This is a genomic window from Jiangella alkaliphila (assembly GCF_900105925.1).
Classification (GTDB): domain Bacteria; phylum Actinomycetota; class Actinomycetes; order Jiangellales; family Jiangellaceae; genus Jiangella; species Jiangella alkaliphila.
The window spans coordinates 6,064,712-6,085,198 of sequence record NZ_LT629791.1 but is presented as its reverse complement, the minus strand read 5'-3'; the positions used below and the strand labels follow the sequence as shown (position 1 = coordinate 6,085,198).

21 protein-coding genes are annotated in these 20,487 nt (G+C 74.3%); 11 read left to right on the top strand and 10 right to left on the bottom strand.

What is annotated here, in order from left to right; genetic code table 11:
* The first annotated feature begins 34 nt into the window (after nt 1-34).
* From BLV05_RS28050 to BLV05_RS28040, 3 genes are read left to right on the top strand one after another with little or no spacing between them, the layout of a single operon-like run.
* Nucleotides 35-973: a dihydrodipicolinate synthase family protein gene (locus BLV05_RS28050; RefSeq protein ID WP_152690984.1), complete on the top strand. Its 939-nt coding sequence runs from the start codon at nt 35-37 to the stop codon at nt 971-973.
* Nucleotides 970-2,469, top strand: a complete 1,500-nt coding sequence (locus tag BLV05_RS28045; RefSeq protein WP_046771530.1) for a sulfatase-like hydrolase/transferase — start codon at nt 970-972, stop codon at nt 2,467-2,469. Before BLV05_RS28050 ends, BLV05_RS28045 begins: the two co-directional genes overlap by 4 nt.
* A gap of 37 nt (nt 2,470-2,506) precedes the next feature.
* Nucleotides 2,507-4,426, top strand: a complete 1,920-nt coding sequence (locus BLV05_RS28040) for a sialidase family protein (RefSeq protein ID WP_046771531.1) — start codon at nt 2,507-2,509, stop codon at nt 4,424-4,426.
* 33 nt (nt 4,427-4,459) lie between these two features.
* Here the strand turns inward: BLV05_RS28040 and BLV05_RS28035 are convergent, their stop codons facing one another.
* From BLV05_RS28035 to BLV05_RS27995, 9 genes are all read right to left on the bottom strand, one after another.
* On the bottom strand, nt 4,460-5,482 hold the full coding sequence (locus BLV05_RS28035; protein ID WP_046771532.1) for a zinc-dependent alcohol dehydrogenase family protein: 1,023 nt from the start codon (nt 5,480-5,482) through the stop codon (nt 4,460-4,462).
* A 17-nt stretch (nt 5,483-5,499) separates the two neighbouring features.
* Nucleotides 5,500-6,300: a DeoR/GlpR family DNA-binding transcription regulator gene (locus BLV05_RS28030; RefSeq protein WP_046771533.1), complete on the bottom strand. Its 801-nt coding sequence runs from the start codon at nt 6,298-6,300 to the stop codon at nt 5,500-5,502.
* Nucleotides 6,278-7,903 (bottom strand): alpha-amylase family glycosyl hydrolase, encoded by a 1,626-nt coding sequence (locus tag BLV05_RS28025; protein ID WP_052762948.1) that lies wholly within the window; start codon nt 7,901-7,903, stop codon nt 6,278-6,280. The genes BLV05_RS28030 and BLV05_RS28025 overlap by 23 nt, the downstream gene beginning before the upstream one ends.
* On the bottom strand, nt 7,900-8,280 hold the full coding sequence (locus BLV05_RS28020; RefSeq protein WP_046771534.1) for an NUDIX hydrolase: 381 nt from the start codon (nt 8,278-8,280) through the stop codon (nt 7,900-7,902). The genes BLV05_RS28025 and BLV05_RS28020 overlap by 4 nt, the downstream gene beginning before the upstream one ends.
* 365 nt (nt 8,281-8,645) lie before the next feature.
* A complete protein-coding gene (locus BLV05_RS28015) occupies nt 8,646-9,347 on the bottom strand; it encodes a GTP pyrophosphokinase (protein ID WP_046771582.1) in 702 nt (233 codons plus the stop codon).
* Nucleotides 9,348-9,514: 167 nt separating this feature from the next.
* Nucleotides 9,515-10,552 (bottom strand): NAD-dependent epimerase/dehydratase family protein, encoded by a 1,038-nt coding sequence (locus tag BLV05_RS28010; RefSeq protein WP_046771535.1) that lies wholly within the window; start codon nt 10,550-10,552, stop codon nt 9,515-9,517.
* A gap of 11 nt (nt 10,553-10,563) precedes the next feature.
* The gene (locus BLV05_RS28005; protein ID WP_152690985.1) at nt 10,564-11,865 is read right to left on the bottom strand and encodes a hypothetical protein; all 1,302 of its coding nucleotides are present in this window, start codon (nt 11,863-11,865) and stop codon (nt 10,564-10,566) included.
* Entirely contained in the window at nt 11,862-13,058 is a 1,197-nt protein-coding gene (locus BLV05_RS28000) for a sensor histidine kinase (protein ID WP_082155649.1), read from the bottom strand. The genes BLV05_RS28005 and BLV05_RS28000 overlap by 4 nt, the downstream gene beginning before the upstream one ends.
* Nucleotides 13,055-13,756: a response regulator transcription factor gene (locus tag BLV05_RS27995; protein ID WP_046771536.1), complete on the bottom strand. Its 702-nt coding sequence runs from the start codon at nt 13,754-13,756 to the stop codon at nt 13,055-13,057. Before BLV05_RS27995 ends, BLV05_RS28000 begins: the two co-directional genes overlap by 4 nt.
* 113 nt (nt 13,757-13,869) lie before the next feature.
* Between BLV05_RS27995 and BLV05_RS27990 the strand changes: the two genes are divergently transcribed.
* From BLV05_RS27990 to BLV05_RS27955, 8 genes are read left to right on the top strand one after another with little or no spacing between them, the layout of a single operon-like run.
* Complete coding sequence (locus BLV05_RS27990) at nt 13,870-14,505, top strand: TIGR04282 family arsenosugar biosynthesis glycosyltransferase (protein WP_046771537.1); 636 nt, start codon at nt 13,870-13,872, stop codon at nt 14,503-14,505.
* Nucleotides 14,502-15,662 (top strand): molybdopterin-dependent oxidoreductase, encoded by a 1,161-nt coding sequence (locus tag BLV05_RS27985; protein ID WP_197683363.1) that lies wholly within the window; start codon nt 14,502-14,504, stop codon nt 15,660-15,662. The genes BLV05_RS27990 and BLV05_RS27985 overlap by 4 nt, the downstream gene beginning before the upstream one ends.
* The gene (locus BLV05_RS27980) at nt 15,659-16,099 is read left to right on the top strand and encodes a hypothetical protein (RefSeq protein ID WP_152690986.1); all 441 of its coding nucleotides are present in this window, start codon (nt 15,659-15,661) and stop codon (nt 16,097-16,099) included. Before BLV05_RS27985 ends, BLV05_RS27980 begins: the two co-directional genes overlap by 4 nt.
* Nucleotides 16,096-16,686 (top strand): methyltransferase domain-containing protein, encoded by a 591-nt coding sequence (locus tag BLV05_RS27975; RefSeq protein ID WP_046771538.1) that lies wholly within the window; start codon nt 16,096-16,098, stop codon nt 16,684-16,686. Before BLV05_RS27980 ends, BLV05_RS27975 begins: the two co-directional genes overlap by 4 nt.
* Nucleotides 16,686-17,351: a glycosyltransferase family 2 protein gene (locus BLV05_RS27970; RefSeq protein ID WP_046771587.1), complete on the top strand. Its 666-nt coding sequence runs from the start codon at nt 16,686-16,688 to the stop codon at nt 17,349-17,351. The genes BLV05_RS27975 and BLV05_RS27970 overlap by 1 nt, the downstream gene beginning before the upstream one ends.
* Nucleotides 17,348-18,100 (top strand): MTAP family purine nucleoside phosphorylase, encoded by a 753-nt coding sequence (locus tag BLV05_RS27965; protein WP_046771539.1) that lies wholly within the window; start codon nt 17,348-17,350, stop codon nt 18,098-18,100. The genes BLV05_RS27970 and BLV05_RS27965 overlap by 4 nt, the downstream gene beginning before the upstream one ends.
* A complete protein-coding gene (locus tag BLV05_RS27960; protein ID WP_046771540.1) occupies nt 18,100-18,696 on the top strand; it encodes a redoxin domain-containing protein in 597 nt (198 codons plus the stop codon). Before BLV05_RS27965 ends, BLV05_RS27960 begins: the two co-directional genes overlap by 1 nt.
* Nucleotide 18,697: 1 nt before the next feature.
* Nucleotides 18,698-19,546, top strand: coding sequence for a cytochrome c biogenesis CcdA family protein (locus tag BLV05_RS27955; protein WP_046771541.1), 849 nt, complete (start codon nt 18,698-18,700; stop codon nt 19,544-19,546).
* Here the strand turns inward: BLV05_RS27955 and BLV05_RS27950 are convergent.
* Nucleotides 19,488-20,414, bottom strand: a complete 927-nt coding sequence (locus tag BLV05_RS27950) for an AraC family transcriptional regulator (protein ID WP_046771542.1) — start codon at nt 20,412-20,414, stop codon at nt 19,488-19,490. The genes BLV05_RS27955 and BLV05_RS27950 overlap by 59 nt on opposite strands.
* Nucleotides 20,415-20,487 lie beyond the last annotated feature (73 nt).

Genomic DNA, 20,487 nt, shown 5'->3' with positions numbered 1-20,487 from the left:
CCACCCGAGAAGTTCCTTGAGAGAGGGCCCCGCCTTGACCACCTTGAACCACTCCGCCGGCAGCTCGGCGATGACCCTGCTGACGGCCGTCTTCACCCCGTTCCGCCCGGACGGCGGCCTGGACCTGGACGTCGTCGGCGACCAGGCCGACGCCCTCGCGGCCTGGGGTACACACGGCGTGTACGTGGGCGGCACGGCCGGCGAGGGTGCGTCGATGACGACGGCCGAGCGGATGGCCCTGCTGGAGCGCTGGTGCGAGGTCGCGGCCGGCCGGTTCGACGTCATCGCGCACATCGGGCACACCAGCCTGGCCGAGGCGCGCGACCTGGCCGCGCACGCCCGCGACGCCGGGGTTCAGGCGATCTCGGCCGTGCCGCCGTACTTCCACCGGCCGCCCGACGCGGCGGCGGTGGCGGACTTCTTCGCGCGGGTCACTCAGGCCGCCCCGGACGTCCCGTTCATCTACTACCACATCCCCGGAGTCACCGGTGTGACCGTGCCGGCCAGCGAGGTGCTGACGGCCGCACGGGACCGCATCCCCACCTTCGCCGGCATCAAGTTCGCCCACGACGACCTCGCCGACCTGCAGCGATGTCTGGAGCTGGCCGACGACCGCTACGAGCTGTACGTCGGCAGCGCCCGGCTGCTGCTGGCGACGATCGGCATCGGCGCCCGCGCCGCCATCGGCTCGGCCTACAACTTCGCCGCGCCCGTCTTCCTGCGCATGATCGAGCACGTCGAGCGCGGCGAGCTGCGCGAGGCGCGGGCCTGCCAGTTCCTCGCCCAGTCGGCCATCGACACGGCCGTCGCCTTCGGTGGCGAGCTGGCCGGGTTCAAGGCCGCCGCCAACCTCGTCGGGCCGGACTGCGGGCCGTGCCGGCCGCCGCTGAGGTCGCCGGGCCCGGCGCAGGTCGCCGAGCTGCGCGACCGGCTCGACGCGCTCGGGCTGCTCGCCGTCGCGCCGAGCCGATGACCGTCCGCCCGAACGTCCTGGTCATCCAGGCCGACCAGTTCCGCTGGGACTGCATGGGCGCGGCCGGCCACCCCGACGTCGAGACGCCTGCCCTGGACGCGCTGGCGGGCGACGGGGTGCTGCACACCGAGGCGTTCTGCGCGCTGCCGGTGTGCACGCCGTCGCGGTACTCGCTGCTGTCCGGCCAGGCCGTCCACCAGCACGGCGGCTGGACCAACCGCAGCACGCTGGCGCCGGGCATCGACACCTTCCCGCGCGCGCTGCGGCGGGCCGGCTACCGGACGGCGGCGGTGGGGAAGATGCACTTCACCCCCACCTACCTCGACGTCGGCTACGACCGCCTCGTGCTGGCCGAGCAGCACGGCCCCGGCCGCTACGACGACGACTACCACCGCGACCTGCGCGCGGCCGGGCTGGCGCCGGTGGTGGACCTGCTCGACCAGGAGGAGTCGCTGCGCGCGTCGGCTGGGCCGGCGTACTGGACGACGTACGGCACCGGCCGCTCGGACCTGCCGGAGGAGTGGCACTCGACCACCTGGATCGGCGAGCGGGCCCGGCGCGAGCTGGACGCCTGGACCGGCGGCGGCGGGCAGCTGCTGCACGTGTCGTTCGTCAAGCCGCACCACCCGTTCGACCCGCCCGCGCCGTGGGACGAGCGCTACGACCCCGCCGCGCTGACCGTCCTGCCCGGCTGGGCCGAGGCGATACCCGAGCAGGACCGGCCGTACGCGAACGAGTACTTCGGCTACGACGGATTGACGGAGGCGGCGCTGCGCACGGCGATGGCGCACTACTACGCCACCATCACCCAGCTCGACCACCACGTCGGGCTCCTGCTCGACGGGCTGCGCGAGCGCGGGCTGTACGACGACACGCTGGTCGTGTTCACCTCCGACCACGGCGAGTACCTCGGCTTCCACCACCTGCTGCTGAAGAACGGGCCGATGTACGACCCGCTGGTGAAGGTGCCGCTGGTGGTGAAGTACCCCGGCACCCGCGCCGCGCGCCGCGACACGTCGCTGGTCTCGCTGATCGACGTGGCCCCGACGGTGCTCGCCGCGGCCGGTGTGGCGCCGTCCGAGCCGCTGCCGGGACGGGACCTGGCCGACCCGGCGTCGTCGCGCCGGTGCGTGTTCGCGGAGAACCGGCGCGGCCCGGCGGCGTTCATGGCGCGCACGGCGACCCACAAGCTGCTCGCGTACGACGACGGCGCGCTCGACGCGTTCTACGACCTGGCCGCCGACCCCTACGAACTGGACAACCGCATCGCCGACCCGGCCTGCACGCGGCTTGCCGGCGAGCTGCGCGGCGCGCTGGCGGACTGGGTCATGTACGACACGCCCACGCCGGTCCACCTCGACGAGCACGCACCGGCCGTCGACGCGGCCAACGTCCCGTCCCCGGACCCGGCCCGGCGGGCCGAGCACCGCGACTGGTTCGCGGCCCGGGCCGCCGAGGCGGCGGCACACCCCGACTTCGCGCCGTGGCGCGGCTGAGCCACGGCGCGATCCCACCCCCAGAGGAAGGAGCACGATGTCGACGACGACACGTCGCAGAACCCGGCTGCTCGCGGTGACCGGCCTGGCCGGTCTCGCCCTGGCGGCCGCGCCCGGCCCGGCCTCGTCGCCCGCGGTCGCCGAGCCGGCGCCGGAGCGCGCGGTCGACCAGACCACGGTCTTCGACCGGGGCCAGGACGGCTACCACACCTTCCGCATCCCCGCCGTCGTCCAGGCCGCCGACGGGACGCTGCTTGCCTTCGCCGAAGGGCGCATCAACAGCCCGGGCGACGACGGTGACATCGACCTCGTCCTCAAACGATCCGCCGACGGCGGTGTGACCTGGGGACCGCTGCAGGTGGTCGTCGACGGCGGCGGGAACAAGTTCGGCAACCCCGTCCCGATCCTCGACGAGCGGACCGGGCGCGTCGTCCTGAACGTCACCCGGACCGGTGGCGACGTCTCGGGCGACGACATCCGCTGCGGCCGGGCCGACGCCGAGCAGACCCGCCGCTCGTTCGTCCTGTACAGCGACGACCACGGCGCCAGCTGGTCCGCTCCGGTGGAGATCACGGCCGACGTCAAGCCGGCCGACTGGCGGCACTTCGTCGGCGGGCCGGGGCACGGGATCCAGATCACCCAGGGCGAGCACGCCGGCCGGCTCGTCATCCCGGGCAACCACTCGGCCGCGCCGCCGCCCGGTTCCGGCCTGTCGTGCACGGACGACCGGCTGTTCGGCGCGCACTCGCTGTACAGCGACGACGGCGGGACCACCTGGCACCTCGGCGGCGTCGACACCACACCGGAGGGGGTGGTGAACCCGAACGAGAACACCGTCGTGGAACTGAGCGACGGCAGCCTGTACTTCAACGCCCGCGACCAGAACGGCACCAGCGTCGGCGCCCGAGCCTCCACCACCAGCGCTGACGGCGGGGCGAGCTTCGACGCGCCGTACCAGGAGATCCCGGACCTCGTCGCGCCGGTCGTCCAGGGTTCGATCCTCGCCCTGTCGCGCGAGGCCGACCGGCGCGAGCGGCTGGTGTTCGCCGCGCCGGGGCATCCGACGTCGCGCGAGAACCTGACACTGTGGTCGAGCTTCGACGATGCCGGCAGCTGGGTCCGCGGGCCGGTCGTCTACGAGGGGCCGGCCGGCTACTCCGACATCGTGCAGATCGACGGCCACGGGCGCGCGCGGATGCTCGGCGTGCTCTATGAGAACGGCGACCGGCTGCACGAGGGCCCGGAGCTCACCTATCACCAGCGGATCAGCTTCGCCCGGGTGATCGTGCCGACGCTGGACGCCCCGGCGCCGCCCCCGCCGACGACGCCCGACGTCTCCGGCAACGGGCTCGACGCCGTGGTCAGCGGCACGCCACGTCGGGTCGGCGGCGTCGTCGGCTCGGGCCTGGACCTGGCCGGCGACTACGTCGAGACCCCGGCCGACCCCGCCCTCGAGTTCGGCGCCGGCCCGTTCACGGCCGCGGCCTGGTTCCGTACCGGCAGCTCCGTGGTGCAGACGATCGTGTGGGCGCACTCCAACCGGGACGTCGACCCGAAGTGGTGGGTCAGGCTGGAGCCGGACCTCGGCCGGATCAGGGCCCACGTCAACACGGGTGAGAGGAACACGTTCGTGTCCGCACCGGGCGACTTCGCCGACGGCCGATGGCACCACGTGGCCCTCACCCGCGATGACGACGCCGTGACGCTCTACGTCGACGGCGAGCCGCTGGGGTCGTCCGCGCCGGTCGCCGGGTCGGTGTCGGCCGGCGCGCTCACCGGCATCCGCATCGGCTCCCGCGTCGACGGCATCAACAACCCGCTGGACGGCGCCGTCGACGACGTGTGGATGTTCGACCAGGCACTCGGCGCCGCCGAGATCGCCGCGCTGGCCGACGGCCACGCGCCGGCCGGCGCCGAACCCGTCCTGCATCTCCCTCTGGACCGGGTCACCCGCTGATCGACGGCGGCAGCGGCTCTACAGGGACGATGGTCACGGGCGCAGCAGCACTTTGACGGCGCTGCGCTCGTCCATCGCCCGGTAGGCCTCGGCGGCCTGGTCGAGCGGGACGGCGCGGTCGAAGACCTTGCCGGGGTCGATCGCCCGGGTCCAGATGAGGTCGATCAGCTCGGGGAGGAAGCGGCGCACCGGGGCCGGCCCGCCGTGCAGGTGGACGCCGGAGAAGAACAGCTCCGTGCCGTTCAGCGAGACGTCGTGGGCGACGCCGACGTACCCGACGTGGCCGCCGGGGCGGGTGGCGCGGATCGCCTGCGTCATCGACTCCTGGGTGCCGACCGCCTCGACGACGGAGTGGGCGCCGTAGCCGCCGGTGAGCTCCTTGATGCGGGCCACGCCCTCGTCGCCGCGCTCGACGACGATGTCGGTGGCGCCGAAGTCCAGCGCCAGCTTCTGCCGGTCGGCGTGCCGGCTCATCGCGATGACCCGCTCGGCGCCGAGCCGGCGGGCGGCCAGGACCGCCAGCAGTCCGACGGCGCCGTCGCCGACGACCGCGACGGTCTTCCCGGGCCCGGCCTCGGCGGCGACGGCGGCGAACCAGCCGGTGCCCAGCACGTCGGAGGCGGCCAGCAGCGACGGAACCAGGTCCGCGTCCGGCGGTCCCGGCGTCGCGACCAGCGTGCCGTCGGCCAGCGGCACCCGCAGCAGCTCGGACTGGGCGCCGCCCGCCGCGATGGGCTTCCGGTTGACGCAGTGGGTCTGGTAGCCGGCGCGGCAGATCTCGCAGGTGTTGTCGGAGGCGAAGAACGAGCCGACGACGAAGTCGCCGACGTGGATGTCGCGCACCTCGTCGCCGACCTGCTCGACGACGCCGACGTACTCGTGGCCCATCGGCCTCGGCCCCTTCAGCCGCTCGATCCCGCGGTACGGCCACAGGTCCGACCCGCAGACGCAGGCCGCGGCGACCCGGATGACCGCGTCGGACGGCTCGACGATGCGCGGGACGTCCCGCTCCTCGACCCGGACGTCACCGGGGGCGTACATCACCACTCCGCGCATGGTGCGGCTCTCCTTGCTCAGTCGGGGGACGGCACCCCTCCAGGAGACCACGCGGATCCGTCCGGTGCGTCCACGATCGGCACGTCGAGGGCGTGGAGGCGCTGGACGATCGGATGGTCCGCCGGCGCGTCGGTGACCAGACCGGCGATGTCGGCGAGGGGGAGGACGGTGAACTGGGACGCGGTGCCGATCTTCTCCGAGCTGGCGAGGACGTAGGTGTCGGCGGCGTGCCGGGCGAGCGTGCGCTTCATCGCGGCCTCGTCGGAGTCGCCGGTGGTGAGGCCCGCGTCGGGGTGGACGCCGGTGACGCCGAGCAGGAAGACGTCGGCGTGGATGCCGTTCACCGCCTCGACGGCCGCGGCGCCGCAGGTGACCATGGAGTGCTTGAACAGCCGCCCGCCGATGACGATGACGTCGACCTGCGGGTGGTCGCCCAGCGCGGCGGCGACGACAGGGCTGTGCGTGATGACCGTGGCGCGCAGGCCCGCGGGCAGCGCCCGGGCGACGGCGAGCGCGGTGGTGCCGCCGTCGAGGATCGCTGTACTGCCCGGGCGGATCAGGGCGGCCGCGGCGGCCGCGACCCGGTGCTTGCCGCTCACCTCGATGCCCGTGCGGACGGTGTGGTCGGCGATCGCGGGCGAGACGGGCAGGGCGCCGCCGTAGACGCGCTGGCACAGCCCGGCGGAGGCCAACTCGCGCAGGTCGCGCCGGATGCTGTCCTCGGAGATGCCGAGTTCGGTCGCGACATCCTTCGCGACGACCTTCCCGTCCTGCTCGAGGCGCGCGAGCAGGAAGTCACGTCGTTCGGCGGCGAGCATGCGCGATCCTCCTCGTTTCCTCCCAGTCTTGCACGGCGGTGCCGAGCACCTTCGCCTCCTTCGGCTGGAGGGTCCGCGGGTCGTGATTGCCGGCGGACGACACCAGGGTCACCCGGTGCTCGCCGGCCGGCGCCGGAGTCGGCACGACATCGTCGGAGAAGTTGGCGACCACCGTCACGCGATGGTGGCCGGCCGACCGGGTGAAGGCCAGGACCCGCGGGTCGGGCACGGGTAGCGGTGCATAGTCGCCGTGTGCGACGGCCGGGTCGTCGGCGCGGAGCCGGAGGAGCGCGCGGACCAGGCTCAGCATGCTGGCCGGGTCGTCGCGTTGCCGCGCCACGGTCCACTCGCCGCCGGTCCGGGACACGGGCAGCCATGGCGTGGCGGCGCCGAAGCCGGCGTGCTCGGTGAGGTCCCACTGCATGGGGGTCCGGGCCGACTCGCGGCTTCGTTCCGGGAACGCGACTGCCTGCGGGTCGCTCACGAGGGCGGGCGGGATGTGCCCGTTGGGCAGGCCCAGTTCGTCGCCGTAGTACAGCAGCGCCGTGCCCGGCAGCGTCAGCATCAGCACCTGGGCCAGCCGGGCCGTGCGCTGTCCGAGGCGGGACGCGACCCGTTCGAAGTCGTGGTTGCCGAGGAACCAGTTGGGCTCCGCGCCGGGGGGCAACGACCGCAGATAGCCGGTGACGGTGGCGTGGAAGGTCCGCGGCGACCAGGGCGCCAGGTCGGCGAGGCCGAAGTTGAGCGGAAGGTGCGCCTCGTCGAGGGCAGCTCCGTAGTAGGCCACCGCCCGTTCGGCCGGCAGCACCACCTCGCCGATCATGACCCGGTCGGGGAACTCGTCGACGACGCCTCGGATGAACCGTGCATGATCATGAGCTTCCGGCTGGTCCTCGGAGTAGCGCCGGACCTGACGGTGCCAGTACGGCTCGCCCGGCCGCCAGCGGTCGTTCGGCGGGTTGTCGCGCCGTGCGCGATCCTTCGCCAGGATCCACAGCACGTCGACCCTGACGCCGTCGACGCCGCGGGCGAGCCAGAACCGCAGCGCGTCGGCCATGGCCTGCCTGACCTCGCCGTTGTCCCAGTTGAGATCGGGTTGGGTCCGGTGGAAGGTGTGCAGGTAGTACTGGCTCGTCGCGGGATCGAGCTCCCAGGCGCTCCCACCGAAGTAACTCTCCCAGTTGTTCGGCGGCCCGCCGTCCGGCCGCGGATCGGCCCAGACGTACCAGTCCCGGCGCCGAGCGGTCCTGGCTGCTTTCGACTCGACGAACCAGGCGTGGCGGTCGGACGAGTGGTTGGGGACGAAGTCGACGATCACCCTGATGCCGTGCGCGTGGAGCGCGGAGACCAGCGCGTCGAAGTCCGCGAGACCCCCGAACAACGGGTCGACGCCGGTGTAGTCGCTGACGTCGTAGCCGAAGTCGACCATCGGCGAGGGGTAGAACGGGGACAGCCAGACCGCGTCGACACCGAGCCAGCTCAGATAGTCCACCTTGGCGAGGATCCCGGGCAGGTCGCCGACACCGTCGCCGTCGGAATCGGCAAAACTACGCGGGTAGATCTGGTAGATCGTCGCGCCGCGCCACCACGGCGTGGCCGTCATCCCTCCCGTCCTCCGGCGCCAGGCGTCCAGCCGGGGACGTCCTCGAGCCGGTACCAGACGGGGAGGCCGCGGTCGCGGGCGATCGCGACGTCCTGGTCGGCGCCGGTGGAGTCGCCGGGGAGGCGCAGCACGCCGTCGCAGTGCCGCAGGAGACGTTCGGCCGTCGGGTACATGACCTGCGCGGCGAGCGGATCTGTGACCCCCGTCGCGCCGGCCGAGCGCAGCACCGGGAGGGCCACCCACTCGCCGATCATCGGCACGTGGCCCGCGCGGAAGATCGGCCACGCGGCCTCCTCCAGCCGCGCCAGGTTGGCCGCCATCAGGTCCGGGTCGTCGCCCGTGCCCGAGCGGTAGGGGCCGGCGATGAGGATGAGCATCGGAGACGTCATGCCCGCACCATAACGTGCAGAATCAGGAAAGAACAAGAAGAAGCATTGAGCCGCCTGCCGAGTTGATCATGGAGAAGGTCGGCTCTGGAGAGCCTGTTGCTTTTTGAAAGATGAGAACGATGTTCATCCACGGGGCAACTTGGCCGCTGCAAAGGCGCTGGTCAGCGAGGTGGGCTTTCGCCATTTGATCAAGGGCCCTCCACTTGGGCCTATTTTCAGCCCGTTTTCGCGTTGTTCCCCCCACCTCGCCTGGACGGAGCCTCATTCAGCAACAGGCTCTGGAGCGCGGATAACCCCGACTTTCTCCATGATCAACGCGACGGTGCGGGTGTGCTGTCGTCGGCGGCGTCGGGCTAGCGGCCGCGGGCGGCGGCGCGCTGCTGGATCAGCTGCGCCACCACGCGCTCGGACAGCTCGAGGCCGCCGGGCGACGGTTCGGGCGGCGGCTGCTGCCGGTCGTCGCCGTGGACTTCGCGGTGCAGGCGCTCCATGTCCTCGTCCAGCTTGGCCGCCGTCGTCGCGGCGTCGCTGAGGCTCACGAGGAGCGCGTCGGGGACCTGGCGGTCGTACTTGTAGTAGATCTTGTGTTCCAGGCTGGCCCAGAAGTCCATCGCGATGGTGCGGAACTGCACCTCGACCGGCACCGGCGTCGGCCCGTTGGACAGGAACACCGGCACCTCGACGATCGCGTGCAGGCTGCGGTAGCCGTTCGGCTTGGGGTCGCGGATGTAGTCCTTCACCGCCACGACGTCGATGTCCTGCTGGCCGGTCAGGAGGTCGAAAACGCGGTAGGCGTCGGAGACGAACGAGCACGTCACACGCACTCCGGCGACGTCGGTGATCTGCTCGCGGATGCGCTCGAAGGTCGGCTCGCAGCCCTTGCGCCGCACCTTCTCCAGCACGCTCTCCGGCGTCTTCAGCCGCGCCGAGACGTGCTCGATCGGGTTGTAGACGTGGACGGTGCGGAACTCCTCCTGCAGGATGCGCACCTTCGTGGTGATCTCGTCCATGCCGAACTTGTACGACAGCATGAACCGCGAGAACTCGTCGCGCATCTGCCGGAACTCGGACAGGAACTCGGGGACCTCATCTGACGCCGCGACCTCGAGATCGTCGTCGGCACTGACCTGCGCGCGTTCGTCCATCGCCTTCGATCGTATGCGAGGCCGGCGCCGGCGCGGCGCCGGCGACTGACCCCGGCCGTAGCCCCGGATGAGCGGGCTCAGGTCCGCAGCGGCGCCTGGGCGAACTCGTCCACGCCGGCGGCGAAGGGGACCCGGGCCGCGAAGCCGAGGACCTCCGCGGCGCGGGCGGGGGAGGCGACGACGTGGCGGACGTCGCCGAGGCGGTACTCACCGGTGACGACGGGCGACGGCGCGGCCGGGCCGAACGCCGCGCACAGGGCGGTGGCCAGGTCGAGGATGGTGTGCGGCTCGCCGCTGGCGACGTTCAGCGCCCCGCTCCACGCCGACTCGAGCGCCAGGACATTGGCCCGGGCGACGTCGCGGACCTGGACGAAGTCGCGGCGCTGGCCGCCGTCCTCGAAGACGCGGGGAGCGGCGCCGCGAGCCAGCGCGCTGCGGAAGATGCTGGCCACGCCGGCGTAGGGCGTGTCGCGCGGCATCCGCGGCCCGTACACGTTGTGGTAGCGCAGCGCGCAGACGGCGGCGCCGGTCTCGCGCCCGTACGCGAACGCGAGGTGCTCGGTGTGCAGCTTCGTCGCGGCGTAGACGTTGCGCGGGTCGGGCGGCGCGTCCTCGTCGACCTGCGCCCAGGACAGCGGCGCGCCGCAGCGCGGGCAGGGCGGCTCGAACCGGCCGGCGTCGAGGTCGGCGGCCGGCCGCGGGCCGGGCGCGACGGCGCCGTGCCGGGCGCAGCGATACCGGCCCTCGCCGTAGACGACCATCGAGGACGCGACGACGAGGCGGCCGGCGAAGCTCCGCCGCCACAGCGCTCGCAGCAGCACGGCGGTGCCGAGGTCGTTGTCGGACACGTACTCGGCGACGTCGCCGAGGTCGACGCCGAGCCCGACCCGGGCGGCCTGGTGGCAGACGGCGTCGACGTCGCTGACGGCGTGCGCGACGGCGTCGGCGTCGCGCAGGTCGGCGACCCGCAGGTCGACGCCGCCAGGCAGATGGGCCGGCGGCTCGGCGTGGGCGACCAGCGAGTCGAGGACGACGACGTCCGCGCCGTCGTCCACCAGCTGCTCCACGACGTGCCCGCCGATGAACCCGGCACCGCCGGTGACCAGCACCTTCACGACATCTCCTCTCACCAGGGCGACCGCAGCGCCGCCTGCAGGACGACCGCGACGGCGACCTGCAGGGCCAGCCACCCCCGCGGGCCGCCGCGCGATGCGGCCAGGGCGCCGCCGGCCAGCAGCACCAGCGGCATGAACGGCTGCCAGATCCGCTCGGTCTCGGCCGAGGACAGCCCGGACAGGTCCGCGAGCAGCACGACCGCCAGACCCGAGCCGACCACCAGCCAGGCCCGCGGGTCGCGCAGCCGGGCCAGCCCGGCCGCCGTCGCCGGCCCGACGGCGACGGCGAAGACCGCCAGGTTGGCCAGCAGGAAGTACTCGTACGGACGCTCCGCGCCGACGCCGGCGTAGTACTGGACCCGGGTCGCGGCCAGGCCGTCGAGCCACCAGAACCCCCAGAGCAGCGGCAGCGTCACGACGACGGCGCCCGCCGCGGCCGCGACGGACAGCAGGACCGGCCGGCGCCGCCACAGCGCGACGGCCGCGATCGGCATGGCCAGCAGCGCCAGACCGTAGCTGAACAGCAGCGACAGCCCGAATACCGCGCCACCGGCAGCGGCCGAGGACCAGCGGCGGGCCACGACCACGACGGCGACACCGGCCAGCGCCAGCCCGCCGAAGATCACGTCGGCGTTGGTGTGCCAGACGGCGGCCGGCGCCAGCACGACGAACGGCGCGGCGGCCCGGGCGAACCGCTCGGAGACGACGTCCCGGGCGATGACCAGCACCGCCACCGCGGCCGCGGCGACCCCGGCCATCGCCAGAGTCGTCTCCCAGCCGGCGCCGGACAGCCCGAGCCGGGCCGACGCCCACAGCGTCAGCACCAGCCCCGGCGGGTGCGCCTGCAGGTGGACGGGGACGGCGTCCTGGTGCTCGACGTACGTGCGCAGGAACGCCGCCGGCCCGCCGCGGTCGTCGACCAGCCCGGTGTGCGCGCCGTACGCCTGGCCGATGTCGGCGAACCCGTGCGAGCCGTCGGCGGCAGCCAGCGCGAGGCTCCAGCCGATCGCCGTCACCGCTGCCGCGCCGAGCACCCGCCGCCAGGGCCACCGCGTCGCGAGCGACGGCAGCAGCAGCACGGCCGCCGCGCCCACCGCCACCGGCGCGGCCAGCCGCCAGACCGGAGCGAGGTCCCAGCGGCCGTAGAACGGGATCGCGCCCACGTGCAGGTCGGCGGCCGGCAGCGTCCGACCCCAGATCCAGGCGACGACCAGCAGCAGGACCCAGCCGGCCAGCGCGATGGGGACCGCTCCCGCCCACTCACCGGGAGCCGGGCGGTACAAAGGGGCGAGCGGGACGGCCGGGACCCTCACGCCGGGAGCCGGATGGTGAACCGGCAGCCGCGCTCGTGGTTGGCGACCTCGACGGAACCGGCGTGCGCCTCGACCAGGCCGCGGGCGATCGCCAGCCCGAGCCCGCCGCCGCCGGCGTCCCGCCCGCGTGCGGTGTCGCCGCGGAAGGCGACGTCGAACACCCGGTCGAGGTCCGGTTCCGGGATGCCGCCGCACTCGTCGATGACCTGCAGGACGGCGCCGTCGTCGTCGCGGCCGGAGCGGACGACGACGCGGCCGCCGGCCGGCGTGTGCCGGATGGCGTTGTCGAGCAGGTTGTTCAGGGCGCGGGAGAACTCGCGGGCGGACACCTCCGCGGCGGGCAGGTCGGCGAGCTCCTCGACCAGCCGCACGCCCTTGACCGAGGCGTGCGACGCCGCACCGGCCAGCGACTCGGCGACGGCGTCGCCGATCGAGACCAGCTCCGGCCCGAGCCGCACGGCGCCGCTGTTGATGCGCGACAGCTCGAACAGGTCGTCCACCAGGGCGGTGAGCCGTTCGGCGTCGCCGCGGATCTGCCGGTGGTAGCGCTGGACCGTGGCGGTGTCGTCGGCCACCTCGTCGTCGAGCGCCTCAGCCATCGCGCGGATCGTCGCCAGCGGGCTGCGCAGGTCGTGCGACACCCAGGCGATCAGCTCGCGCCGCGACGCCTCCAGCGCGCGCTCGCGCCGCCGCGACTCGTCCAGCCGAGCGGAGACGTCGGCCAGCTCGGTGGCGAGCGTGGCCAGCTCGCCCGGGCCGGTGACCCGCGCCGGCCCGTCGCCGCCGTCCACCATGGTTCGGGCCAGGTGACCGACCTGCAAGGTGGCGGTGCCGATGTCGTCGCCGAGCTGCAGCGCCGCGCCGACCGCCATCGACGTCGCGACCGCCACGACGATGAACAGCGCCACGAGGTCGTGCGTCGAGATGAACATCGCCAGCGCCGCGGCCACGACGCCGGCCACCGTCATCAGCAGCGACGACACGGCGACGACCAGCACCTGGACGCGTACCGGGCGGCCGCGGAACCGGCGCAGCACGGTGGCTCCGGCGACGAACGCCGCCCCGGCCCCGAGCGCCGTGACCGCGACGAGGATCGCGGTGTCGCGGGTCGGGATGCCGGCGGAGGCGGCGATGACCCCGGCGACGACCAGGCCGGTCGCGAGGATCGAGACGGTGGCGGCCTGCCGGGTCATGGCTCGAACCGGTAGCCGACGCCGCGGACGGTGAGCAGGTGACGCGGCGCCGAGGCGTCGGCCTCGATCTTCTCCCGCAGCCGCCGCAGGTGCACCGTCACGGTGGAGGTGTCGCCGAAGCGCCAGCCCCACACGGCTTCGAGCAGTTCCTCGCGGCGGTAGGCCCGGCCCGGATTGGTGATGAAGTGCACGAGCAGATCGAACTCCTTGGTCGTGAGCGCCACCAGCTCGCCCTCGCGGCGCACCTGGTGGGCGACGAGGTCGACGTCGCAGCCGGCGCCGGACAGCCGCGGCGCCGCCGATGACGCCGTGACGTTGCCCGCCGCGGCCCGCCGCAACACGGCCTTGACCCGTGCGGACAGCTCGCGCGGCGAGAACGGCTTGGTGACGTAGTCGTCGGCGCCCAGTTCGAGGCCGGCGATGCGGTCGTTCTCCTCGCCGAGCGCGGTCAGCATGACGACCGGGATCGGCGCGACCCGGCGCAGCCGGCGGCAGACCTCGAGACCGTCGAGCCCGGGCAGCATGAGGTCGAGCACGATGAGGTCGGGCAGGGTCTCGAGCGCCTTCGCCAGGCCGGTGGTGCCGTCGGCGGCGTAGTCGACCTCGAAGCCGTCGCGGCGCAGGTACCGGCCGACCACCTCGGACAGCGCCGGGTCGTCGTCCACCACCAGCACGCGCTGGCCCGGTCCGGGATCCATGGGTCCACCTTGCCACCGCCGGTGACCGCTTCGCCCCAGGTCGGGCGGGTACAGCGGCAGAGTTTCGCGCTTTGTAAGAATCATGACAGCCGGTCGAACCTACGGTCGTCACCGTGACACCCACCCATGTGCTCGTGGTCGCGAAGGAGCCGGTTCCCGGCCGCGTCAAGACCCGGCTCTGCCCGCCGCTGGACCCGGCCGAGGCGGCCCGCGTCGCCGAGGCCGCGCTCGCGGACACGCTCGACGCCGTCGCCCGGTGCGGCGCGGACCGGCGCATCCTCGCCCTCGACGGCCGGCCCGGTCCCTGGCTGCCGCCGGGCTTCGAGGTGGTGCCACAGGTGCGTGGGCCGCTCGGCGTCCGGCTGGCCGCGGCCTGGCGGTACGCCGGCGGCCCGGGTGTGCAGCTCGGCATGGACACCCCGCAGGTGACGCCGTCGCTGCTGGACGAGGCGCTGGGACTGCTGTCGGACGGCCGCGCGCTGCTGGGGCCGGCCGAGGATGGCGGCTGGTGGGCGCTGGGCCTGGCCCGCTGGCGGCGCGGCGTGTTCGACGGCGTGCCGATGAGCACGGCGCACACCGGCGCCTGGCAGGCCGAGCGGCTGCGGTCGCTGGGGCTGACGGTGACGCCGCTGCCGGTGCTGCGCGACCTCGACACGGCGGCCGACGCGGTCGCGGTGGCGCAGGCGGCGCCGGAGTCGCGGACGGCGGCCGTGGTGCGCTCGCTGCTGGCCGGTGCGGAGCGCCGGTGAACCCGCTGCGCACAGTGGCGGCGGCGCGCGACGAGGCGCTGCGGCGGCCGGTGCACGACGCGCGGACCGCCGCGATCCTGGGCATCGCGCTCGGCTGCTGCTTCCTGGTCTGCTTCCTGACCGGGCTCTACTCGCACCTGCAGCAGCACCCGGTGGGCTGGCTGCCGATCCCGCCGCGCCCGGCCTCGCTGTATCGGGTGACGCAGGGCCTGCACGTCGCGACCGGCTTCGCCACCGTGCCGCTGCTGCTGGCGAAGCTGTGGTCGGTGTACCCGCGGCTGTTCCGCTGGCCGCCGGTGAGCAACGCCGCTCACGCCGTCGAGCGGCTCATGCTGGTGCCGCTGGTCTGCGGTGCGGTGTTCCAGCTGTTCTCCGGGGTGGCGAACGTGTCGCGCTGGTACCCGTGGGGGTTCTACTTCCCGGCCGCGCACTACTGGGTCGCGTGGATCACGATCGGCGCGCTGGTCGCGCACGTGGGTGCGAAGGCGTCGGTGGCCCGGGCGGCACTGTCCCGGCCCGGCGACCCCGTTGCGGCGGCCGCGCCTTGCGCGCTCGGGCGGCGCGGCTTCCTCGGCGCGGTGGCGGCCGCCGCCGGTGTCGTCACGGTGACCACCGCGGGGCAGACGCTGACGCCGTTGCGCCCATTGACGCTGTTCGCGCAGCGCCGGCCGGACATCGGCGTGCAGGGCCTGCCGGTCAACCGCAGCGCCGTCCAGGCCGGTGTCGTCGAGGCCGCGGGTGACCCGGGGTTCCGGCTGCGCGTCACCGGTGCGGTGGCCGGTCCGGTCGAGCTCACCGCGGGGGAGCTCGACCGGCTGGCCCGCCGCGAGGCGGAGCTGCCGATCGCCTGCGTCGAGGGCTGGAGCGCGTCGGCCCGTTGGCGCGGCGTGCCGGTGACCGACCTGCTGGCCGCCGCCGGCGCCGACGTCGACGACGGCGTCACCGTGCGGGTCGAGTCGCTGCAGGCCGGCGGCCGGTACCGGGCCTCGGAGCTGAACCACCTGCAGGTCCGCGACCTCGACACGATGCTGGCGGTCGCTCTGAACGGCGAACGGCTCGACCTCGACCACGGCTACCCGTGCCGGCTGATCGCGCCGAACCGGGCCGGCGTGCTGCAGACGAAGTGGGTGCACGAGCTGGTGGTGATCCGCGCATGATGACCTCGCAGCCGCCGCCGGAGCGGACGCCGTCGGGGCCCTTCTTCTGGAGCGGCGTGGTCGGCGGCGCCGGGATCGTGGGCTACGGACTGGCCGGGTTGTGGGCCGACCGCGCCGACACCCACCCCGTCGAGCTGGCCGTCTGGCTGGCCGGCTCCGGGGTGCTGCACGACGCGCTGCTCGCGCCGGCGCTGGTCGTCGCGGCGCTGGCGACGCGATGGCTGCCGGACGCCGCGCGGCTGCCGGTGCGGCTCGGGCTGGCGCTGTCGGCGCTGCTGACGGTGGTGTTCTGGCCGGTGGTGCGCGGCTGGGGCCGGTCGCCGTCGGTGCCGAGCGCGCTGCCGCTGGACTACGGCCGCAACCTGATCGTCGTCCTGGCGCTGATCTGGCTGGTCGTCGGCGTGGCGGTCGTGGTGCGGGCGAGGCGGGGGCGATGACGGTCCTGATGCGCGGCCGGGACGGCTGGAGCCAGCCGCTCGCGCTGGCCGACTGGACGGCGGCCGCCACCCCGGCGGAGCGCGCGCTGCTGGCGTCGTTGCGCGGCCCGGTGCTCGACTTGGGCTGCGGTCCGGGCCGGCTGGTCGTGGCGCTGGCCGAGCTGGGCGTGCCCGCGCTCGGCGTCGACGCGTCCACGCACGCCGTCGACCAGGCCCGGGCCCGGGGCGCCACGGCGCTGCGCTACTCGGTGTTCGACCCGCTGCCGGGGGAGGGCCGGTGGCAGAGCGTGCTGCTGCTCGACGGCAACGTCGGCATCGGCGGAGCGCCGGTGGAGCTGCTGCGCCGGGTGGCCCGGCTGCTGGCCGGCGACGGCCGGGTGGTGGTCGAGACCGGGCCGCCCGGCGCCGGCTCCTGGTGGGGCGAGGCGCGGCTGGAGCGCGACGACGAGATCAGCGGCTGGTTCCCGTGGGCGCGGGTGGCGGCCGACGACATCGCCCGGCTGGCCGCCGCGGCTGGGCTGCGACCGGCCGGCTGGCACGTCGCGGCCGGGCGCTGGTTTGCCCGGCTGAGCCGGGTGGTCGCATGATCGACGTCGTCCTGCCGGTGCTGGACGAGGCCGCCGCGATCCCGTGGGTGCTCGGCCGGATGCCCGCCGGCTACCGCCCGATCGTCGTCGACAACGGGTCCTCCGACGGCTCGGCGGCGGTGGCCGCGGCCTGCGGCGGCGTCGTCGTCCTGGAGCGCCGGCGCGGGTTCGGCGCCGCCTGCTTCGCGGGACTGACGGCGGCGGCGTCGGACGTCGTGTGCTTCATGGACTGCGACGCCACCCTCGACCCGGGTGACCTGCCGCTGGTGGCGGATCCGGTTGTCGCGGGGGCGGCGGACCTCGTGCTGGGTGCCCGGCGCGGGCACGCGATGCCGCCGCACGCGCGCGTGGCCAACCGCTACCTGGCCGGCCGGGTGGCCGCCTACACGGGCGCGCGGGTGAGCGACATCGGGCCGATGCGGGCGGCCCGGCGCGAGGCGCTGCTCGGCCTCGGGCTCGCCGACCGGCGGTCCGGGTGGCCGCTGGAGATGGTGCTGCGGGCCGGACGGTCCGGCTGGCGGATCGCCGAACGGCCGGTGCCGTACCACCCGCGCACCGGCAGGAGCAAGGTCACCGGCACCGTCGGCGGGACGGTGCGTGCGGTGCTGGACATGCGACGGCGGCTGGCCGAGACCCGCCGCCTGATCCGTGCGGAGGAGAGATGACACCAGAGATCGGGATCTTCGGCGGATCCGGGTTCTACACGTTCCTGACCGGCGCCGAGACGGTGGACGTGGAGACCGCGTGGGGGTCGGCGCCGGTGACCGTGGCCGACGTCGACGGCGTGGGCGTCGCGTTCCTGCCCCGGCACGGACCGCGGCACGAACTGCCGCCGCACCGGGTGAACTACCGCGCCAACGTCGACGCGATGCGGCGGCTCGGCGTGCACACGCTGGTCGCGCCGTTCGCGGCCGGGTCGCTGCGCCCGGAGCTGCGGCCCGGCGACTTCGTCGTCGTCGACCAGCTGGTCGACCGCACGTGGGGCCGCGCCGACACCTTCCACGACCGCTTCGACGACGGACCTCAACACGTCTCGCTGGCCGACCCGTACACCCCGCGAGTCCGGCGCGCGCTGCTGGACGCCGGTGCCGCCGCCGGGGCGACGATGCACGACGGCGGCACCGTCGTGGTGGTCAACGGGCCGCGCTTCTCCACCCGCGCCGAGTCCGCCTGGCACCGTCAGGCCGGCTGGCACGTCGTCAACATGACGCAGTACCCGGAGGCGGCGCTGGCCCGCGAGGCCGGGCTGGACTTCGGCGGCATCGCGCTCGTCACGGACTACGACGCCGGACTCGACGGCGAGCCGGACCTGCCGCCGGTGCGCCAGGAAGCGGTCCTCGAGGTGGTCCGCGCCAACGTCGACCGCGTCCGCACACTGCTGTTCGCCGCGGTCGCCGACCTGGCGAGGCGCTGATGCGGCGCCCCGTGGTGCTCGGCGTGATCGCCGTCCTGCTCACCGCCTGCGGCGAGGCCGACGAGGGCGGGACCGCGGCACCCACGCCGACGCCGTCCGTGACGGCGACACCCACACCGACACCCACACCGACGCCGACGCCGACGCCGACGCCGACGCCGAGCGCGACGCCGTCGGCCGAGGTCCCGGAGGAGCTGGCCTTCACGGCGCCGACCCTCGACGGCAGCACGTTCGACGGCGCCAGCCTGGTCGGCCGGCCCGCCGTGCTGTGGTTCTGGGCGCCGTGGTGCCCGGTGTGCCGGCGGGAGGCGCCGCTGATCGCCGACCTCGCCGCCCGGTTCGACGGGCAGGTGGCGTTCGTCGGGGTGGCCGGGCTGTCCGGCGACCTCGGCGCCATGGAGGAGTTCGTCGCCGACGGCGGCGTCGAGGGCATCGTGCACCTCGACGACCGCGACGGCGAGGTCTACAGCCGGTTCGAGGTCACGCAGCAGTACGACTTCGGCTTCGTGTCCGCCGACGGGACCGTCGAGGTGATCCGCGGGCCGCTGGAGGAAGACGAGATCGTGGCCGAGGTCGAGCGGCTGGTCTCGGACTGACATGGGCGAGGTGCCGATCGAGTTCGCCCTGCTGCTCGGGTCGGTGGCGGCGCTGAACCCGTGCGGCTTCGCCCTGCTGCCCACCTACCTCACCCTGCTCGTCGCCCAGGGCGGGCCGCCCGGCCCGGCGGCGGCGCTGCGTCGCGCGGGCGTCATGACCGCGGCGATGACGGCCGGCTTCATCGCCGTCTTCGGCACGTTCGGGCTGGTCGTGGTGCCGGCGGCACTGTCCGTGGAGCGGTTCCTGCCGTGGGCCACCATCGTGATCGGGGTCGCGCTGGTCGCCCTCGGCTGGTGGCTGGTCAGCGGCCGGGAGCTGCCGGTGCGGGCGCCGAGGCTGGCGGGCGGGGCGCCGTCGTCGTCGGTGTGGTCGATGGCCGGGTACGGCGTCGCGTACGCGGTGGCCAGCCTGTCCTGCACCGTCGCGCCGTTCCTCGCGATGGCCACGGCCACCTTCAGGTCGTCCGGCGTCGCCGGCGGGCTGGCCGCGTTCGTCGCGTACGGCGTCGGCATGGGGCTGGTCGTCGGCCTGCTGGCCGCCGCGGTCGCGCTGGGCAGCGACGCGGTGGTGCGCCGGGCCCGCCGGCTGCTGCCGTACGTGTCGCGGGTGAGCGGGGCGCTGCTGATCGTCGCCGGCGCCTACGTCGCCTACTACGGCGCCTACGAGCTGCGGGTGCTCGCTGGCGGCGACCCGGCCGACTCCGTCGTCGACGCGGCTCTGGAGATCCAGGGCACGGTCAGCGGCTGGGTGGCCGAGGCCGGCCCGGGCCGGCTCGCGCCGGCGGCGGCCGTCATCGTGGGCGCCGGCCTGCTGGCGAGCGCGCTGCGTCGTCGCCACGTCCGGCGTTGAGGCGCAGTGCGTCGTGCAGGGGCGCGGCGCCGAACCGGCGCTTGTAGTCGCGGCTGAACTGCGACGGGCTCTCGTACCCGACGGCGTGGGCGATGCCGGCGACGTCGCGGTGGTCGGCGAGCAGCCGCACGCGGGCCTCCTGGAGGCGCAGCTGCTTCTGGAACTGGATCGGGCTCAGCGCCGTGACCGCCTGGAAGCTGCGGTGGAAGGCGGACGGGCTCATCCGCGTCATCCGCGCGAGCTCGTCGACGCGGACCGGCTCGGCGTAGCGTTCGCGCAGCCAGCGCACGGCGTGGGCGATGCGGCTGAGCCGGCTGTCGGCCAGGCCGAGCTGGCTGACGGCCGCGCCGCGCGGGCCGCGCAGGACCAGCCAGGTGAGCTCGCGCTCGACCAGCGGGGCAAGCACCGGGAGGTCGCGCGGCCGGTCGAGCAGGCGGACCATCCGGGTGATCGCGTCGACGAGGTCGCCGGGCGCGTCGTCGACCATGATGCCCGGCGGCGCGGCGCCGACTTGCGCCCGCGGCAGTCCGGCCGCCGCGGGGTGCAGGAGGAGGTCGGCGATCAGCGCCGGCTTCAACGTCAGCGCGAACCCGAGTGCGGGCGTCTCGCGGCTCGCGTCGATGAAGTGGCCCGACGCCGGCAGTTCGACCGACGTCACGAGCGACTGCCCGGCCCCGTAGACGTGCACCTGGTCGCCGACGGCCAGCCGTTTCGCGCCCTGGGCGAGCAACACGACCATCGTGCCCGTCATCGAGAACTCGGGCGGCCCGGAGCGGGTGGCCGCCGAGATGACGGCGCTGTCGCCGATCCGCACGTCGGCCGCGCGCGCGTGCCGTCCGATCAGTTCGCGCAGCTCGTCCAGCTCCATACCCGACAGACAACCAGGTCGGGCAGGATCGGGCAAGAGGTCGCCACGAATGCTCTACCGTCCGGGTGCCTGT

Bases quoted from the DNA above. Each gene is read 5' to 3' on its own strand.
- BLV05_RS28045 (WP_046771530.1), top strand. From the start codon at position 970: ATGACCGTCCGCCCGAACGTCCTGGTCATCCAGGCCGACCAGTTCCGC.
- BLV05_RS28040 (WP_046771531.1), top strand. From the start codon at position 2,507: ATGTCGACGACGACACGTCGCAGAACCCGGCTGCTCGCGGTGACCGGC.
- BLV05_RS28035 (WP_046771532.1), bottom strand. From the start codon at position 5,482: ATGCGCGGAGTGGTGATGTACGCCCCCGGTGACGTCCGGGTCGAGGAG.
- BLV05_RS28030 (WP_046771533.1), bottom strand. From the start codon at position 6,300: ATGCTCGCCGCCGAACGACGTGACTTCCTGCTCGCGCGCCTCGAGCAG.
- BLV05_RS28025 (WP_052762948.1), bottom strand. From the start codon at position 7,903: ATGACGGCCACGCCGTGGTGGCGCGGCGCGACGATCTACCAGATCTAC.
- BLV05_RS28020 (WP_046771534.1), bottom strand. From the start codon at position 8,280: ATGCTCATCCTCATCGCCGGCCCCTACCGCTCGGGCACGGGCGACGAC.
- BLV05_RS28015 (WP_046771582.1), bottom strand. From the start codon at position 9,347: ATGCGCGACGAGTTCTCGCGGTTCATGCTGTCGTACAAGTTCGGCATG.
- BLV05_RS28000 (WP_082155649.1), bottom strand. From the start codon at position 13,058: ATGACCCGGCAGGCCGCCACCGTCTCGATCCTCGCGACCGGCCTGGTC.
- BLV05_RS27995 (WP_046771536.1), bottom strand. From the start codon at position 13,756: ATGGATCCCGGACCGGGCCAGCGCGTGCTGGTGGTGGACGACGACCCG.
- BLV05_RS27980 (WP_152690986.1), top strand. From the start codon at position 15,659: ATGATGACCTCGCAGCCGCCGCCGGAGCGGACGCCGTCGGGGCCCTTC.
- BLV05_RS27975 (WP_046771538.1), top strand. From the start codon at position 16,096: ATGACGGTCCTGATGCGCGGCCGGGACGGCTGGAGCCAGCCGCTCGCG.
- BLV05_RS27965 (WP_046771539.1), top strand. From the start codon at position 17,348: ATGACACCAGAGATCGGGATCTTCGGCGGATCCGGGTTCTACACGTTC.
- BLV05_RS27960 (WP_046771540.1), top strand. From the start codon at position 18,100: ATGCGGCGCCCCGTGGTGCTCGGCGTGATCGCCGTCCTGCTCACCGCC.
- BLV05_RS27955 (WP_046771541.1), top strand. From the start codon at position 18,698: ATGGGCGAGGTGCCGATCGAGTTCGCCCTGCTGCTCGGGTCGGTGGCG.
- BLV05_RS27950 (WP_046771542.1), bottom strand. From the start codon at position 20,414: ATGGAGCTGGACGAGCTGCGCGAACTGATCGGACGGCACGCGCGCGCG.